The organism is Vibrio toranzoniae, assembly GCF_024347655.1.
Classification (GTDB): Bacteria; Pseudomonadota; Gammaproteobacteria; order Enterobacterales; family Vibrionaceae; genus Vibrio; species Vibrio toranzoniae.
In genome coordinates, this window is sequence record NZ_AP025514.1 from 503004 (window position 1) to 521935 (window position 18932).

Genomic DNA, 18932 nt, shown 5'->3' on the forward strand with positions numbered 1-18932 from the left:
GCAGCAAATAGTTAGCGATTTTGCCTAGCTCTATCGAAGAAATCGCACACTTGTTGAATTGCTTTTGAAGTTCTGGTTGTCGGGCGATTGATCCAGTCAGAATTGAGTGACCAAATCTGATCTTGAGCGACAGCTGGGATCTCCTCTTCCCAAGTTTGCCACATGGTTCCATTCTCTATTGCGTGCTGAGAGGTGAAGATCACCTCAGGTTTCTTTAGTACAACTTGTTCAATACCAACTTGCGGATAAGGGGAGGCGCTGTCTTCAAAAATATTGTGGCCACCACAAAACTCAAACACCTCACTTGGCCAGTGCCCTTGAGCTACGGTGATGATCGGCTTTTCACTAAGCTGATAAAAGTAGCTTACTGGCTCGGCATCTTTATATTTTAGTCTCAACGCGTTGAGCTGCTCTCGGTATTGCTTAGCATTGTTCTCTCCAATACTCGGATCAGTAGAGTATTGGCTGAGTTGCTCGATATTGGTCGCAATGCTGTCTAGGCTTTTGGTTTTAGAGTAGTAAATATTAAATCCAAACTGCTCTAGCTTTGCGAGTTCTCTCGGCGGGTTGCCAGCAGGCCACGCAAGAATCAGATCTGGCTGCAGTGCGATGATTTTCTCAACCTTAATACCTTGGTAGTTCGCCACTTTCTCAAGCTTGTCTGCTTGTGGTGGGTAATCACTTCGCTCACTTACTGCAACAAGCTTATTACCTAAACCTGCACTGTACGCGAGCTCAGTGGCGTGAGGAGCAAGGCTTATCACGCGTTGAGCTGGTTGTACTTTTTCTGGAGTCAGTGATGCTTCTTTTGCAAATGCTAAAGGCAGCCATAAGCTGGAAGACAAAATAGTAAGGCTTGTAACAAGTGCTGAAGATTTCACTCTAAATCCCTTGGTGAATAAATAATAAGGCTAGGCTTTGTAAAAGTATCCAGATAGTGATGCGACCAAATAGCAGTTTCTGAACCTGAGATAGATGCAGAGCTGATGGGGCGATTCTACCGCCTAATTTGGCGCGAATGGCTTTGGTGTGGTCGTAAATCGCAGGGCCACCCAATGACAGCTCAAGCTTGTTGCCGACAGCGGTAATTAACCATGCAGGGCCGGGCAGTGGCCAAGAGCGACTTTGGACTAGCATCATTTTAAATGTGTGCTTGGCTTTATCACCACATACGATCATCAAAGCAAACAGACGCATCGGTATGAATTCGAGGATAGCGACTACCTTAATCGCTGTTGAGCCGAATGGGGAAAATTGCTGACGACTTGGTGACCAAGCCCGCGCTAACTCGACGGTAAGGCGATACATGAGAGCGGCGATTCCACCACCAATGGCGTACCAGAACAACACACAAATTACGTTACGAGCGTAACCCATGATGATGGTTTCTGTGGCGGCTTTGCCTAGGCCAAGTGATGAAAGTGACTCGGTCTGACGATTGACAATTGGAGCCAGTAACTGGCGAGCGGCAGCTTTATCTTCTCGGCCAAGGGCTTTGATCAGTTGATTCGCCAGCTTTTCATTATTACGCCAATCAATCGCGAGCAATAACAGCGCTAGTTCAAACAGTTGAGATTGCCAAACCAGTGGCTGCAGTGCCAATAGAATAACCAGAGTTGGCAGGACCATTAATCCCCAAGCTAACGTGCCTGAAATTAAGCTTTGGGAAAAATTTTGATTGGTATTAACCTTAGTTGCTAAAAGCTCTGCAAATTTATGCCATAAGGTCGTGGGGTGTGCGGAATGGGGGATAGGTAAAATTAAATGAAAAAGCAGTGCCCCCCACATTACAAGGAGCACGCCATTTGCAAATACCTGATCAAACAGTGTTTGCATGTCTAGTCGCTTACTTTAGTAGAGCAACCATCTTGATAACCATTTCAGAAGAGCTTTGTGCTGCTAGTGGCAGGAACTCTTCGAAGCTCATTGGTGATTCTTTGTCTGCAACGTCAGAGATTGCACGAACAACCACGAATGGTACTTGGAATTGGTGACAAGCTTGAGCAATCGCAGATGCTTCCATCTCTACAGCAACGACAGATGGGAAGTGCTTACGGATGAACTCTTGGCGTTCAGCCGTACATACAAACGCGTCGCCAGTACAGATAAGGCCACGAACAGCGTGCTTACCTTCCATTTGTGCTAGTGCTTGTTCTGCAACAGTCATCAGCTTGTCATCAGCTTTGAACGCTGCAGGTTGACCAGCCATTTGGCCGATTTCATAACCGAAAGCGGTTACGTCTGCATCGTGATGACGAACTTCAGTTGAGATCACGACATCGCCAAGGTTCAGTGTTGAGTCAAAACCGCCAGCTGAGCCAGTGTTTAGAACGACATCTGGTTGGTATTCGCTTAGAAGGATTGAAGTACCAACAGCGGCTGCTACTTTACCAATACCTGATTGAAGCAAAACAACGTCAACACCATTTAGCTGACCAGAGAAAAAGGTACAACCGCCTTTATTCACTTCAGTGATATCTGAAATTGCTGCTTTTAGGATAGCAATTTCTTGCTCCATTGCGCCAATGATGCCGATTTTCATGTGTAGTCTCTTAATAAAAATATGTAAACAGTAGAACGAAATTGTAGCATGGAAGAGAAGCGTCGAGCGACTGCCCAGAGGCACTTCTCATCCTAATACAGACGATTATCCACGTATTCTTTTATCTATTTGATTAGGCCTTCACTTTTTAGGCTTGTGCGAAGTTGTTCAGCACGCTTTCGGTTCACCCCAAAGTCAGAGTAGCCAGTACGAGACTCTGAACGTACGATCAGCTTACCACCAGTAACCTTAAGTTCTAAGTCATCGACAAAGCGCATGATGCGAGAAGTGCATTCAATACGTAGGTAATTTTCGGTTTTGTTGGCTGTTTTCGCGCCCGGTAAGGTTAACGTAACCTGTTCAATAGCATCGAGGTTTGCTGAATCTGATAATTCAAATGCGGCCAATGCATGCTGCTCACGATCATCTTGGGTCGATACACAGTTTGGTTTGTCGCCACAAGGTGATGAAGTTCTGTCTTCCATGTCCGTGATACCTTGGCTGCAAGCGGTTAAAGTCAAAAGAGAGAGAAAAAGGAGAGCTGTTTTTTTCATAGTGTTTCCTATGCGTTGTTTTAATTGTAGTTATAGGTATTAGCTTGTTTACGATTGTTTTACGTATTTTCGTTATGCTTGTGATAAACGTATCTAATTCAAAAAAGGATCCATCATAGGATCCTTTTTTTATAGTAACGAACTGAGTAATAAAGGAAACCCAGTCACACTTCTAGGTAGTCCAAGATCCCTTCTGCGGCTTTACGGCCTTCATCGATAGCGGTCACCACCAAGTCAGATCCTCGAACCGCATCGCCACCGGCAAATATCTTGCTGTTGGTGGTTTGGTATTGAAACTCTTGTTGTCCGGGAGCCTTGATACGGCCCCATTGGTCCAAATCAACACCAAATGGTGCTAGCCATTCCATCGCATGAGGTTGGAAACCAAATGCCATAATTACGGCATCAGCCTCAAGAACATGTTCACTGCCTTCTACGGGTTCAGGGCGACGACGGCCAGCGTCATCAGGCTCACCTAAAGCGGTTTTCACGACTTTGACGCCAACGACATGACCAGCGTTGTTAAGCTCTAAGCCAATAGGCTGAAGGTTGAACATGAACTTCACGCCTTCTTCTTTGGCATTCTTCACTTCGCGACGAGAGCCTGGCATGTTGGCCTCATCACGACGATAAGCACAGATAACATTGGCAGCATGTTGACGGATTGAGGTTCGGACACAGTCCATCGCGGTATCACCCCCACCAAGCACAACCACTTTTTTGCCTTTCATGTCGATGAATGGGGTTGGGTTATCCAGGTCCATGACCTTGTAGGTATTGGAAACAAGGAAGGGGAGAGCATCGTAAACCCCCGGTGCTTCTTCATTATCTAGCCCAGCACGCATGTTTTTATAGGTACCGACGCCTAAGAAAACGGCATCATAGTCATCAACCAGTTGTTGTAGCTGGATATCTTTGCCTACTTCGGTATTCATTTGGAACTCAACGCCCATTTCGCTAAAGATATGACGACGGTTTTCCATGATGCCTTTCTCAAGCTTGAACGACGGAATACCAAACGTTAGAAGGCCGCCGATCTCTGGGTAGCGGTCAAACACCACGGCCTTGACACCATTTCGAACTAAGATATCAGCAGCAGCAAGACCTGCGGGGCCAGCCCCGATGATCGCGACTTTTTTGTCGGTCCATTCAACGTGGGACATGTCTGGTTTCCAGCCCATCTCAAACGCTTTGTCGGTAATGTATTTTTCAATGTTACCTATCGTTACTGCACCAAAATCATCATTGAGGGTACAAGAACCCTCGCACAGTCGGTCTTGAGGGCAAACGCGTCCACACACCTCTGGCAAGCTGTTGGTTTGGTGAGCCAATTCGGCTGCTTCGATAATGCGCCCCTCATTGGCGAGCTTAAGCCATTGAGGGATATAGTTATGGACAGGGCACTTCCATTCACAATATGGGTTACCACAGTCTAAACAGCGGTCAGCTTGCGCTTTAGCTTGTTGTTTCGTGAAAGGTTCGTAGATCTCTACAAACTCAATCTTACGTATCTTGATTGGTTTCTTCGCTGGGTCTACGCGATTCACATCAATAAATTGGTATACATTCTGGCTCATTATTGGCTCCTTCCAATTATTGCGCTTGAACACGAAGTTCAGCAGAGCTGCGGCTTTGGTGGCCGAGCAAGGTGTTAAGATCCGCCGTCTTTGGTTTCACTAGGTAGAACTTCGGAATCCATTCATCAAAGTTCGCCAGAATAGCTTCAGCGTGTACTGAGCCAGTCTCTTCTAAGTGCTCAGCAATTAAGCCTCGCAAATGTTCTTGGTGGATAAAGAGGTCTGACAGAGAAAGTGCTTCGACCGATTCGTTGTTCACACGACCTTGGAAGTCTTCATTGTTATCCATGACATAAGCAAAGCCGCCTGTCATACCGGCGCCGAAGTTCACTCCGGTTGCGCCAAGAATGGCAACAATACCGCCAGTCATGTATTCACAGGCGTTGTCACCCGCCCCTTCTATCACGGCGACGGTCCCTGAATTACGTACCCCAAATCGTTCACCTGCGGTGCCTGCAGCAAATAGTTTGCCTCCGGTCGCGCCATATAAGCAGGTATTGCCGATGATGGTCGCTTCGTTACAAGTAAATGCTGTGCCTTGGTGAGGCTTGATAACCACTTTTCCGCCCGCCATGCCTTTACCGACATAGTCATTGGCATCGCCAGTCAGATACAGCTCTACGCCACCAGCGTTCCAAACCGCAAAAGATTGGCCTGCTGTGCCATCGAGGTACAACTTAATCGGTGATCCCGCCATGCCTTGGTTGCCGTAGCGTTTTGCTATTTCGCCAGAGATACGAGCGCCAATGGAGCGATCGGTGTTGATCACGTTGTAGTAGAGGCTGGTGGATTGGCGTTTATCAATCGCATCAAGTGCATCATCAAGGATCTGTTGGTTAAGCTGAGCTTTATCAAATGGCGTGTTTGGCTCTGTCCAAAACAGTGGGTGACCTTCTGCAGATACCGGAGCTTCCAATATCGAAGAGAGATCGAGCTTGCTCTGTTTCGCTGTCAGGCCTTGAACGGCTTCAAGTAAATCAGTACGACCGATTAGGTCTGTTAGTTTTTCTACCCCAAGATCTGCAAGGTATTGGCGAACCTCATCGGCTAAGCCGGTAAAGTAGTTCACCACCATTTCAGGTAAGCCTTTGAAGTATTCACGGCGTAGGGTTTCATCTTGAGTCGCCACACCCGTTGCACAGTTGTTGAGGTGACAGATTCGCAAGAACTTACAACCCATTGCGACCATTGGCGCGGTACCAAAGCCAAAGCTTTCAGCACCTAAAATCGCACCTTTGATAACATCGAGTCCGGTTTTTAAGCCACCATCGACTTGCAGACGGATCTTATGACGTAAGCCATTGGCAACGAGTGCTTGCTGGGTTTCGGCTAGCCCTAGTTCCCAAGGACAGCCTGCGTATTTTACTGAGGTCAGTGGGCTTGCCGCGGTACCACCGTCGTAACCGGAGATCGTAATCAAGTCGGCATACGCTTTTGCTACGCCTGTTGCTATCGTGCCTACGCCCGGTTCCGATACTAATTTTACTGACACCAAAGCTTTAGGGTTAACTTGCTTAAGATCGAAGATCAGCTGTGCCAGATCCTCGATAGAATAGATATCGTGGTGTGGAGGAGGGGAGATCAGTGTCACGCCTTGAACCGAATATCTCAGTTTGGCGATTTCTGCCGTGACTTTATGGCCCGGCAGCTGGCCGCCTTCTCCTGGCTTTGCCCCTTGTGCGACCTTGATCTGCAGAACATCTGCATTGGTTAAGTAATGTGGCGTTACACCAAAACGACCAGAAGCTATCTGTTTAATACGCGAGTTACGATCAGTCCTAAAGCGTCGTGGATCTTCACCACCTTCACCAGAGTTGGAGTAGCCTCCCAAGCGGTTCATCGCCATGGCTAGCGCTTCATGAGCTTCGGGGCTCAAGGCGCCAATTGACATGGCTGCAGAATCAAAGCGTTTAAAGAGATCGCTATTTGGTTCTACTTTTTCTAGTGGCAGAGGTTGTTCGGCTTTTTTCAGACTCATTAAGTCACGCAGCATCGCCGCAGGGCGAGCATTAACTTGCTTCGCAAAAGATTGATAATCTGATGTTTCGCCTGTCTTGACGGCTGTTTGTAAAGTACTGACTACGTCTGGGTTGTAGGCGTGATATTCGCCGCCATGTACATACTTGAGTAACCCACCATGCTCGATTGGTTTGCGTTTCGTCCACGCTTTACGAGAGAGGTTATAAAGATCTTGTTGGAAATCGCTAAAGCTTGCACCTTGGATTCGTGTGGTTACGCCACGGAAGCAGAGCTCAACGACGTCAGTATGTAAGCCAACGGCTTCAAATAGTTGTGAACAACGATAAGATGCAATGGTTGATATACCCATTTTCGACATGATCTTATACAGACCTTTGTTGATGCCGTTTTGGTAGTTTTGCATCGCGGTACGATAGTCTTTATCTAAAGAGCCATCATCCAACATTTTACCTAACGTTTCATAAGCAAGGTATGGGTAAACGGCGGTCACACCGAAGCCAAGCAGTACTGCAAACTGGTGTGGGTCGCGTGCTGTTGCCGTTTCAACCACAATGTTGGCATCACACCGTAGGTCCGTGTCCGCTAGTCTCGTTTGTACCGCACCAACAACCATAGCGGCTGGGATGGGCAGTTTGCCTTTCTCTAAATCTTTATCCGATAGAATAATTAAAACTGCACCTTCACGGACTTTTTGCTCTGCACTATCACATACCGCCTTGATCGCCTGTTCAAGATCTTGATGATTATGATCGTAATGCATGCTGAGAATAACATGGCGGTAATGTTTTTGGCTTAATTGCAGAAGCTGCTGCATGTCTGAGTAAAGCAGTATTGGTGAATCAAACGTGACACGATAGGCGTGACCGTCTGTTTCACAGAATACGTTCATCTCTTTACCAATACTGGTCGCCAAAGACATCACGTGTTTTTCACGCAGTGGATCGATTGGTGGGTTGGTCACCTGAGCAAACTTTTGACGGAAATAATCGGTGATGAGGCGCTCTTTAGAAGACAGCACGGCCATCGGCGTATCATCGCCCATCGAGCCGACCGCTTCTTGCCCCATGTCACCAAGCACACGCAGTACTTGGTCTGACTCTTCGTTACTCATCGCAAACTGTTTTTGATAAGTCTTTAGTGTGTCATCGTCAAAGCTACGCTTACCGACTTGATCATCTGACAATTTGGAAAACGGTGTCAATTTGTGAACGTTCTTTTCCATCCACTCTTTATAGGGGTGGCGGCCTTTGAGGTCATTGTCGATCTCGTTGGATTGCCACAGCTTGCCACGACGAGTATCAATTACCAGTAATTCACCTGGCCCAACTCGACCTTTTTTTGCAACTTCATCCGGGGCGTAATTCCAGATGCCGACCTCAGATGCCAGAGTGATCAGGTTGTCTTTAGTAATGACATAACGTGCCGGGCGCAGGCCGTTTCTGTCGAGGTTACACGCGGCGTAACGACCATCAGAAAGGACGATACCTGCGGGGCCATCCCACGGTTCCATGTGCTTGGAGTTGAAGTCGTAGAATGCACGCAGATCTGGGTCCATATCTGGGTGGTTTTGCCAAGCGGGCGGCACAAGCATACGCATTGCTCGGAATACATCCATACCCCCGGCAAGGAACAGATCGAGCATGTTATCTAGGCTTGATGAATCAGAGCCTGTCTCATTCACAAAGGGGGCGGCCGTTTGTAAGTCGGGCAGCAGTGGTGAAGAGAATTTATAAGCACGAGCTTTAGCCCATTGACGGTTACCTTCGATGGTATTGATCTCACCATTATGTGCTAAATAGCGGAATGGTTGAGCCAGTGGCCAACGTGGCTGAGTATTGGTTGAGAAGCGCTGGTGGAACAGACATATTGCTGATTCCATGCGTAAGTCTGCAAGATCGAGGTAAAATCGCGGAAGATCGGCCGGCATACATAGACCTTTATAAACCATGACTTGGGTCGACAGGCTACAAATATAGAAATCTTTGTCTTCGGTGATCTGCTTTTCAATTCTGCGACGAGCAATGTATAGGCGCCGTTCAATATCACGTTCACGCCAACCGGCAGGGGCTGAGATAAACACTTGTTGAATGTTGGGAACCGAGTCTTTTGCGATTGGACCCAAAACGTCGGTATTGGTCGGCACAACACGCCAACCTGCGACGGTGAGTGTCTCTTGAGCGAGCTCTTTATTGACGATGTCTTGCGCGGATTGCGCTTTGATTGGATCTTGGCTGAAGAAAATCATACCGACAGCGTATTGCTTGCCGAGCTTGAAGTTATTCTCTTCCGCAATAATTCTGAGATAAGAGTCTGGCTTCTGTAGCAATAAGCCACAACCGTCTCCGGTTTTACCATCCGCAGCAATACCACCACGGTGTGTCATACGATCGAGGGCTGAAATAGCAGTTCGTACCAACTTATGACTAGGTTGGCCTTCCATTTGCGCTATTAAACCAAATCCACAGTTGTCTTTTTCAAGACTAGGATCATATAGAGCCATTGCAATTCTCCCTTTTGCTTCTCTGTCATCCAGACAGTAAATGACTAACTATTCATGTACTTGTTATTTTTTATAAACTTATTATTTTTTAGCTAGTTAAAACGTATTGGTTGTATGAACAATACCGTTCGGTTTTGTTTTCACCAGATTTACAACGTATAGCTAATTGTGTTTAAGGTCAAGTTCATGGTTAATTATCATGCATAAACGCGATTAGCCACTTAATAATCTAAAATAGTCGATGGATATCAATGAGATATAAGAGAGCGGATATTAACGATATTTAACATATGCAACAAAGTGGCATGAGAAGCTACGGGCGGATAGAAAAAAGGCTAGCATCAAGTGCTAGCCAAATATAAAAGTTAGGAAGGGTGTTGCCTTTCCTCTAAGCTAGCGTCATCAACGCTAGCCCGAGAAATATTATGCGGAAAGCATGAGTGAATCCGCTTTCGCTTCTAAGTTTGAGTTACCCATTAAGAAATCATCAATGGCAATGGCACATTCACGACCTTCATTAATACAACGTACAACCAGAGATTGACCAGTACGCATATCACCAGCAGCGAAAACGCCTTTCTGGTTCGTCGCAAAACCTTCAGAAGCGACGTTACCGCGCTCGTCCAGTTTAATGTCTAGTTGAGCAAGTACGCCTGTTGGCTCTGGGTGTAAGAAGCCCATTGCAAGAAATGCCATGTCACAAGGAATAACACGTTCAGAGTTCGCTACTTCATCAAAACCTGGACGCTCACCTGGTTTTGCGTCTTGCCAAACGATGTCAGCAATACGTAGGCCCGTCACTTGACCTTGATCGTTACCGATGAACTCTTTGGTTAAGATGTTCCAGTGACGTTCACACCCTTCTTCGTGAGAAGTGGTGGTTTTCATGATCATTGGGTATTGAGGCCAAGGCATGTTTGCAGGGCGCTTCTCTGGTGGGATCGGCATGATCTCAACCTGAGTAATGCTTGCTGCCTTATGACGGTTTGATGTGCCCACACAGTCAGAACCCGTATCACCACCACCGATAACCACAATGTGCTTATCTTTAGCGTGAATCTCTTCTGTCTTAAGGTCTAAGTCGTTAGCACGGCGGTTGTTTTGACCAAGGAATTCCATGGCAAAGTGAACGCCTTCCAGCTCACGACCTGGGATTGGCAAGTCGCGCGGAACCGTAGAACCACCCGTTAGCAATACCACATCAAACTCTTGGCGCAGCTGTTGAGCATTAACATCAACACCGATGTGTTGGTTAACTTTAAACTCAACGCCAGCTTCAGCCATTAGGTTGATCTTACGATCAATCACGTCCATACCCAGTTTAAAATCTGGGATACCGAAGCGCAGTAGGCCACCCACTTTCTCGTCACGTTCAAATACCGTCACAGAGTGACCAGCGCTGTTTAACTGCTCAGCTGCGGCTAGACCTGCTGGGCCTGAACCGATAACAGCGACAGTTTTACCTGTGCGATAGCGTGGTGTTTTAGGCTTTGCGTACCCTTCACGGTACGCAGTTTCTACAATCGTTTTCTCGATATTACAGATAGTGATTGGATCTTGGTTGATGCCAAGAACACAGGCACTTTCACAAGGAGCAGGGCAAACACGACCCGTAAACTCAGGAAAGTTGTTGGTAGAGCTTAGAATGTTCCAAGCTTCTTCCCAGCTGTCACGATATACCGCGTCATTGAACTCTGGGATGATGTTACCAATCGGACAGCCGTTGTGACAGAAAGGTACGCCACAGTCCATGCAACGAGAGGCTTGAGTATTGATCTTGTTACCAAACTCTTCGTTAAGTACGAACTCTTTGTTGTCTTCGATACGAACTGACGGGTCGAGCTTCTTTGGAAGCTCACGACCGTGTTCTAAAAATCCAGTAGGCTTACCCATTATACTGCCTCCACTTCTTCCGTTTGTGCCTGTTGTGCTTCAGCTTTACGCTTTTCAAGAACCGCTTTGTAGTCGCGAGGCATGACTTTAACCAGTGATGCAACACTTGCTTCAAAGTTATCTAGGAAAGACTGAGCAACTTCACTTCCTGTGAATTCAACATGCTTAGTTAGCATATCTAGTAGAAGATCTTTATCTTCTTGTTCAATTGGATCTAGGTCGACAAGTTCCGAGTTAAGCTTGGTTTCGAAGTCACCCGCTTTATCCCAAACATAAGCCACACCGCCACTCATACCAGCAGCAAAGTTACGACCTGTTGAGCCGAGAATAATTGCAACACCGCCAGTCATGTATTCACAACCGTGGTCACCAACGCCTTCAACAACAACCTTCGCACCAGAGTTACGAACACAGAAACGTTCGCCAGCCATACCGCGAATGAAAGATTCACCTGAAGTCGCACCGTAGAAACATACGTTACCTACCACGATGTTGTCTTCAGCAACGATAGTCGATTTCGCATCTGGGTACAGTACCAACGTACCGCCAGACAGACCTTTACCCCAGTAATCGTTCGCGTCGCCTTCTACTTCGAACTTAACGCCTTTCGCCAGGAATGCCCCGAACGATTGACCCGCGCTACCGTGGAACTTAACGTTCATTGGTTGTGGCAAACCTTGGTCTTTGTAAACCTTCGAGATTTCGTTCGACAGCATGGTGCCCGTAGAGCGGTCTGTGTTGATGATAGGGAAGCTCGCATTCACGGCTTCGCCTTTCTCAAGTGCAGGCATCGCGGCTTGAATCAACTTACGGTCTAGAACGTCTTCAAGGTTGTGGTTTTGTTGTGTCTGGTTGTAGATACCATCTTCTTCACGAGCATGCTCAATATGCAGAACTGGTGTTAGGTCTAGGTTCTTGTACTTCCAGTGACCGATGTCATCACGAACTTTCAGTTTGTGAGATTGCCCAACCATTTCATCGATAGAACGAAAGCCAAGTTCAGCCATGACTTCACGTAGGCCTTCAGCCATGTATTGGAAGAAAGTCACTACGTCTTCTACACGGCCGTCGAAACGCTCACGTAGAGTTTTGTTCTGTGTTGCGATGCCAACAGGGCATGTATTCTTGTGACACTTACGCATCATAATACAGCCTTCAACCACTAGCGCTGCTGTTGCTACGCCCCATTCTTCAGCGCCAAGTAACGTTGCAACGGCAAGGTCACGTGGTGTTTTCATCTGACCATCAGACTGAACAACGATACGGTTACGTAGGCCGTTTTTCAGTAGTGTTTGGTGCGTTTCCGCTAGACCCAGTTCCCAAGGCAGACCAGTGTGACGGATAGAAGACATCGGAGATGCACCCGTACCACCATCAAAACCTGCGATAAGTACTACGTCAGCTTTCGCTTTTGCTACACCTGATGCAATCGTCCCTACGCCAGCCTCTGATACTAGCTTCACGTTTACACGGCCGTTACGGTTCGCGTTTTTCAGATCGTAGATTAGCTGAGCCAAATCTTCGATTGAGTAGATATCGTGGTGTGGCGGTGGCGAGATAAGACCTACGCCCGGAGTCGAGTGACGCGTTGCGCCGATCCAGTCATCAACCTTATCACCAGGTAGTTGACCACCCTCACCAGGCTTCGCACCTTGAGCCATCTTGATTTGCAGCTCATCAGCGTTAGATAGGTAGTAAGACGTTACACCAAAGCGACCAGAAGCCACCTGTTTGATAGCTGAACGTTCCCAGTCACCGTTTTCTTTACGTTCGAAACGTGCTGGGTCTTCACCACCTTCACCTGAGTTTGATTTCGCGCCAATGCGGTTCATTGCAACAGCCAGTGTTGAGTGAGCCTCATGCGAGATTGAACCAAAGCTCATTGCGCCAGTAGCGAAACGCTTAAGGATGTTCTCAATTGGTTCTACTTCTGCTAGAGGAATAGAGCCTGCAGGGTTCTTGATGAAATCAAGTTGGCTACGTAGCGTTGCTGCGTTGTCGCCTTGGTCATCGACTGCTTTTGCGTACTTCTTGAACTGACCGTAATCTTTGTTACGCGTCGACTCTTGAAGTAGAGAAATCGTTTCTGGGTTGAATAAGTGTTTCTCACCACGTTGTTTCCACTGGTAAACACCACCAACATCAAGGATTTGAGCTGGGATTTCACGAGCTGGGTAACCAACACGGTGGCGAACAAGCACTTCACGTGCGATATCGTCGATCGTTAGACCTTGGATACGAGAAACAGTACCAGTGAAGTATTTTTCAACCACTGATTTGCTTACACCAAGTGCTTCAAAAATTTGTGCACCGTGGTAAGACTGCAGCGTAGAGATCCCCATTTTAGAGAAGATCTTCAGTAGACCGCCGTTAACACCTTTACGGTAGTTATCGAAGAACTCGCGTGGGTGTACGTTTGGATCGAGCTTTTTAGTACGTTGCAGTTCAATAATCGTTTCAATCACTAGATATGGGTTTACGGCGTTTGCACCATACCCGATAAGCGTTGCAAAGTGGTGCGTTTCACGAGCATCGCCCGTTTCAACCACGATGTCACACTTAGCACGTAAACCTTTGCGGATTAGGTGGTGGTGAACCGCGCCAACTGCCAGCATCGCTGGTATAGCGGCGTGGTTTGAGTTAACCGCACGGTCTGTCAGCAGGATGATAGAGTAACCATCAATCACGGCATCTTCAGCATATTGGCAGATGCGTTTTAACGCACGTTCCAATTTCCCTTCACCACCGTTTGCCTGGAATACGATATCAAGTGTCTTTGATTGCAGGTGATCGTTATCGATTGCACGCAGTTTTTCTAACTCAGAGTTAGATAGAACTGGCGATTCAAGTTCTACTTTTTGACAGTGTTCCGGTGTTTCAGCAAGTAGGTTCTGATCTTTACCTAGGTAGGTGTTCAGAGACATCACCATACGCTCACGAATCGGGTCGATTGGCGGGTTAGTTACTTGAGCAAACAGCTGTTTGAAGTAGTTTGAAAGGTGCTGCGATTGGTGAGAAAGAATCGCTAGCGGCCAGTCAGCACCCATTGCAGAAAGCGGCTCATAGCCCGTTTTCGCAAGCGGTAGAATGATTTCGTTTACTTCTTCAGAGCTCACGCCAAACGATTGTTGTTTGTGCAGAAGTTTCTCTGGAGAAGGTTGGTTAGATTCGTTGCTCGCATCTGGTAGCTTTTTCAAGCTCAGAAGGTTCTCTTCAACCCATTTCTCGTAAGGTTGCGCTTTCGCGATACCATCTTTTACTTCTTCATCAGAAATAATACGGCCTTGCTCAAGGTCAGCAACGAAGATACGACCAGGTTGTAGACGACCACGGTATTCAACGTTTTCTGGTGCGATTTCAACGACGCCAGACTCAGACGCCATGACTAGGAAGTCGTCTTTTGTCACTGTGTAACGAGAAGGGCGCAGACCGTTACGGTCAAGCGTTGCACCAACTTGAACACCGTCGGTGAAACATACTGATGCAGGGCCATCCCATGGTTCCATTACGTTCGCATGGTATTGGTAGAACGCACGACGAGTTGAATCCATGTTTTTGTTTTCTTGCCATGCTTCCGGGATCATCATCATCAACGCGTGTGGCAGAGTACGACCTGAAAGAACAAGTAGCTCAAGCGCCATATCGAAGTTTGATGAATCCGAGCTACCTTCCTGACAGATAGGCAGTAGCATGTCGATTTCAGCTTGTGTAAACAGATCCGATTCGAGGATTGCTTCACGTGCTTTCATCCAGTTTAGGTTGCCGCGAACCGTGTTAATTTCGCCATTGTGCGCGATATAACGGAAAGGCTGAGCCAGACGCCAACGTGGGAATGTATTGGTAGAGAAGCGAGAGTGTACTAGTGCTAGAGCTGTCACCATGGTTGGGTTTTGCAGGTCTAGGAAGTACTGAGGAACTTGTTCTGTTGTTAGCTGACCTTTGTACACCAATGTTTTGTAAGACATTGAGTTGATGTAGAAGTCATCACCAATGTTTGACACGCTTTCTAGGCATACACGAACAGTGTAGTTACGTAGAACATACAGTTTGCGTTCAAGCTCTTCTGGAGTAATACCGGGGCCGCCAGAGATAAATACGTGTTCAAATTGAGGTTCAGTGCTTAGTGGGTCAGCACCAATCATTGAATTGTCCGTTGGAAGTTCACGGTAACCGATAACTTCTAACTCTAGGCGTTGTGCATTGCGTTCTAGAATGTCACGACACTGTGCACGTTTGTGTTCATCTTTCGGGAAAAGTACAACACCAACGCCATATTTTTCAAAAGATGGCAGTTTAATTCCAAGTTTTACGGCTTCTTCTAGTAAGAATTCGTGTGGCTTCTGTAGCAGGATACCTGCACCATCACCAGAACACGGGTCACAGCCTTGGCCGCCACGGTGTTCCATACGTGCAAGCATATCGAGTGCTTGAGTTACTACATCATGAGATTTGCGATTCTTTAGATGCGCAACAAAACCGATACCACAAGCGTCATGCTCCAGTTCAGGAGTATACAGACCCTGTGAGTTCTGCTCTTGATCTACCATAGATACATCCTTCCAGTTAAATCTAGGCGCAACTTATTTGTATAAAGTTAGCCTTGTCCTTTTATATTTATGGGTCTAAACCTGCCTATGCTGGCGGTTTGAATCCTTTCCGTATCTCGCAGGAAAAGTATTGCGAGAAAAACAATCCTTAGTGATATCCGTTTATTTTTAGCCACAAACTAGTGGTTTATATAGGTGGGATATGGATATCACCGACTTATTAACAAGTTTTCGTTGTAAGTAAATACACAAAAATAGCCAATATGTGTAAGTATCCTACAATTTTGTCTAGGCGAATTGCAATGAAAGTTGACCCATGTAGACCATTTTTTTCGTTTTATTTTGAATTTAATGTCTAACAAATGTGCAACATTAGGCAAATAGAGCCGAATTTTTGCATGTTTATTGATATTTGATAGGTTGCTCGCAAAAGGCCTTGAGTAAACTAATTGGTTGAATTTTGCAGGGATGTAATTTTTTTTCAGAAATAGAGTGATATTCATTCTTATTTACTTGAGCACTTTCAAAATATGCAATTACACGAGTTGGTTAACACTATCGGCCAAGACCTTCAGCGCCGTTATGGCGAAAAGGTTCACAAACTGACACTGCACGGTGGCTTTAGCTGCCCTAACCGCGACGGAACAATCGGCCGTGGTGGGTGTACTTTCTGTAATGTCGCTTCATTTGCCGACGAACAAACTCAAATTCAAAGTATTGCTGATCAGCTAAAAGCTCGTGCGGGTGAAATTGCCCGAGCTAAGAAGTACCTTGCCTATTTTCAGGCTTACACCAGTACTTATGCTGAGGTGCAAGTGCTCAAGAATATGTACGAAGAAGCGCTTAGGGCTCCAGGTGCTGATATTGTTGGTTTGTGTGTAGGAACAAGACCTGATTGTGTTCCAGATTCGGTGTTGGAACTGCTGGCGGGTTATGTGGAGCAAGGTTATGAAATATGGCTTGAGCTTGGTTTGCAAACGGCTAATGATAAGACTCTCAAACGAATTAACCGCGGACACGATTTTGCGGTGTATGAAACGATCACCAACCGTGCACGTGCGTTAGGTATTAAGGTGTGTACTCATCTGATTGTTGGTCTACCAAAAGAGACCAAAGCGGATAATCTTGAAACCTTGGATAAGGTATTGGCGGTGGGCACCGATGGCATCAAACTGCATGGCCTGCATATTGTCGAGGGCAGTACCATGGCTAAGGCGTGGAAAGCTGGAAAACTCGAGGCGCCAACCTTAGAGGAGTACATTGATATCGCCTGTACAATTATCCAACGCACACCTGCTCATGTGGTCTATCATCGAGTTTCTTCTGCCGCACGACGTCCAACTTTGCTTTCTCCTTTATGGTGTGAAAACCGATGGCTAGCGATGACTGAAATTGGCCGTTCGTTAGACAAGACGGGTGCCCAAGGCATTGAGACGGGCGCTGCATTTGAATACAGATTACCGGTATTAAACCGCGGGAATTGATAGATTTGAACAGAAAGTAGGTAACAGCAGATAATCCCTATAATTAGTGGTAACATTTCCCCTCACAGAATTGATGGTATAGATTGAGAGTAAATGGAACAGGTTATGACTTGGTTGTGGGATAGAGCATATGGCTACGGCATCTATATCGTTATCGTATTGCTGACTATTCTCATCTGCTGGCACCTTTATTCACGTTATCAGTTACATATAGAAAAACTTCTCGTTGCTACTCCATCACCCCTCTATTTTGTTGATGTACGAAGTGGTGAGATTTTATATGCCAATCGCCAAGCCATGCAGTTGCTCGGCATCCGCCAGCTCGGCGTTAACTTTCGTTTTCCTACTGTGGAAAGTGAAAACAGCTTCCGTCATCACCTAGCCAATCACATAAACTCTCAATCATTTGAACAGCTCTCAATTTGGGCACTTTCTGAATTTGAGCATTTTAAGATCAACTTGGTTGGTCGCAGGATCCTTTTTAGAGGCAAAAGGGCTTGGATGATTCATGCCTCGCCTTATAACAATACCAATGAAGAACTATCTCAAGAGGTTCGTGAGCTTAATGTCGCGCGCACTGCTTTGGACTCTTTATCTGAGTTGATCTATGTAAAAAATCAAAAGGGTGAGTTGGTCGCGAGTAATCGTTCGTTTAAAAAATTTTGGTATGGTCGCCCAGAAGAGGGCACTTTGAGTGTTTCCAATGGTGCACTAAAAGGCCGAGTGAGTGAGCGAGCATGGACCACAGACCAAGATGGAAAGGGCTGTTTGCTGGAAACCTATCAAAGCGTTTTACTTTCTCAAGATGGGGAAGCGATTGGTACGCTTTCCATCAGTCATGATGTGACCGATTGGCATGACATGCAGCAAAAACTGCGTGGCGAAATGGAAAAGCGAAAAGACACTGAGGTTGCGCTTGCTCAACGTGACACCATTTTACAAAACATCTTAGAAGCAAGCCCTGATTCTATCGGTATCTTCAACGAAAATATGGTTTACCAAGCGTGTAACAAGCCGTTTGTTGCAGCTCTTGGTATCTCTGAAGTGAGTGACTTAGTTGGTAAGCGCTTGCAAGATGTAGTGCCAAATAATATTTATATGCGCCTTTCCAATACCGATCACCAAGTGCTTCATCAAGGCAAATCATTACGCTATATCGATAAGGTTGTTTCTAGTGATGGTGAGTGCACTTGGTATGATGTGGTGAAATCACCGTTTAAGGACCCGGCATCGAGTACAAATGGTGTGTTAATTATGGCGCGTGATATTACCGAGCGTTATCTAGCAGAGCAAAAGCTTGAAGAAGCCAATCTTGAGCTGGAACGTCTCAGCTTCATGGATAGTTTAACTGCGGTTTCGAACCGGCGACGTTTTGATGAGCAGTTGGCGGCATTGTGGTATTACCATGCTCGAGAAAAATTGCCATTGACGATCATGCTATGTGATATCGACTTTTTTAAGGGATATAACGATTTTTACGGGCATCAACAAGGTGATAATGCGTTGATTAAAGTCTCTCAGGCATTCAAGCAGGTACTTAATCGCTCTTCGGATTGCGTGGCCCGTTATGGTGGTGAAGAGTTCGGTTTTATTCTACCGAATACGACGATTGAAGGTGCACAGTTGGTGGCACAAAGAATTCATGATGAAGTCCTTAAATTGGGGTTGGTGCATGAGAAGTCGACAGTCTCTGAATTCATCACTGTCAGCATCGGTATTATCTCTTATATACCGATGCCCGGTGACGAAATGGAGTCGGCGGTTGCCTTAGCAGATAGTGCGCTTTACCAAGCTAAGTCTGAGGGGCGAAATCGTTCGATTGTGCACCCGTCTTCAACTCATTAACCCTATAAAC

10 protein-coding genes are annotated in these 18932 nt (G+C 46.4%); 2 read left to right on the forward strand and 8 right to left on the reverse strand.

Annotation, left to right across the window (positions count from 1 at the left end; genetic code table 11):
* Positions 1 to 11: 11 nt before the first annotated feature.
* From btuF to gltB (OCU50_RS02290), 8 genes are all read right to left on the reverse strand, one after another.
* Positions 12 to 881 (reverse strand): vitamin B12 ABC transporter substrate-binding protein BtuF, encoded by an 870-nt coding sequence (btuF, locus tag OCU50_RS02255; RefSeq protein WP_060467173.1) that lies wholly within the window; start codon positions 879 to 881, stop codon positions 12 to 14.
* Position 882: 1 nt separating this feature from the next.
* Entirely contained in the window at positions 883 to 1836 is a 954-nt protein-coding gene (locus OCU50_RS02260) for a cobalamin biosynthesis family protein (RefSeq protein ID WP_060467174.1), read from the reverse strand.
* A gap of 10 nt (positions 1837 to 1846) precedes the next feature.
* Positions 1847 to 2542, reverse strand: a complete 696-nt coding sequence (gene mtnN, locus OCU50_RS02265) for a 5'-methylthioadenosine/S-adenosylhomocysteine nucleosidase (RefSeq protein ID WP_060467175.1) — start codon at positions 2540 to 2542, stop codon at positions 1847 to 1849.
* Between the two features lie 125 nt (positions 2543 to 2667).
* Positions 2668 to 3096 carry a DUF1499 domain-containing protein gene (locus OCU50_RS02270; protein WP_060467176.1) on the reverse strand — a complete coding sequence of 143 codons (429 nt, stop codon included), beginning with the start codon at positions 3094 to 3096 and terminating at the stop codon, positions 2668 to 2670.
* A gap of 164 nt (positions 3097 to 3260) precedes the next feature.
* Positions 3261 to 4673 (reverse strand): FAD-dependent oxidoreductase, encoded by a 1413-nt coding sequence (locus OCU50_RS02275; protein WP_060467177.1) that lies wholly within the window; start codon positions 4671 to 4673, stop codon positions 3261 to 3263.
* Between the two features lie 16 nt (positions 4674 to 4689).
* Positions 4690 to 9153 (reverse strand): glutamate synthase large subunit, encoded by a 4464-nt coding sequence (gene gltB / locus OCU50_RS02280; protein WP_060467178.1) that lies wholly within the window; start codon positions 9151 to 9153, stop codon positions 4690 to 4692.
* 423 nt (positions 9154 to 9576) lie between these two features.
* A complete protein-coding gene (locus tag OCU50_RS02285) occupies positions 9577 to 11046 on the reverse strand; it encodes a glutamate synthase subunit beta (protein WP_060467179.1) in 1470 nt (489 codons plus the stop codon).
* Complete coding sequence (gene gltB, locus OCU50_RS02290) at positions 11046 to 15593, reverse strand: glutamate synthase large subunit (RefSeq protein WP_060467180.1); 4548 nt, start codon at positions 15591 to 15593, stop codon at positions 11046 to 11048. The genes OCU50_RS02285 and gltB (OCU50_RS02290) overlap by 1 nt, the downstream gene beginning before the upstream one ends.
* 530 nt (positions 15594 to 16123) lie before the next feature.
* Here gltB (OCU50_RS02290) and mnmL point away from each other — a divergent pair.
* Positions 16124 to 17077: a tRNA modification radical SAM protein MnmL/YtqA gene (gene mnmL / locus OCU50_RS02295; RefSeq protein WP_060467181.1), complete on the forward strand. Its 954-nt coding sequence runs from the start codon at positions 16124 to 16126 to the stop codon at positions 17075 to 17077.
* A gap of 93 nt (positions 17078 to 17170) precedes the next feature.
* Entirely contained in the window at positions 17171 to 18922 is a 1752-nt protein-coding gene (locus tag OCU50_RS02300; protein ID WP_060467182.1) for a GGDEF domain-containing protein, read from the forward strand.
* Positions 18923 to 18932: the final 10 nt, after the last annotated feature.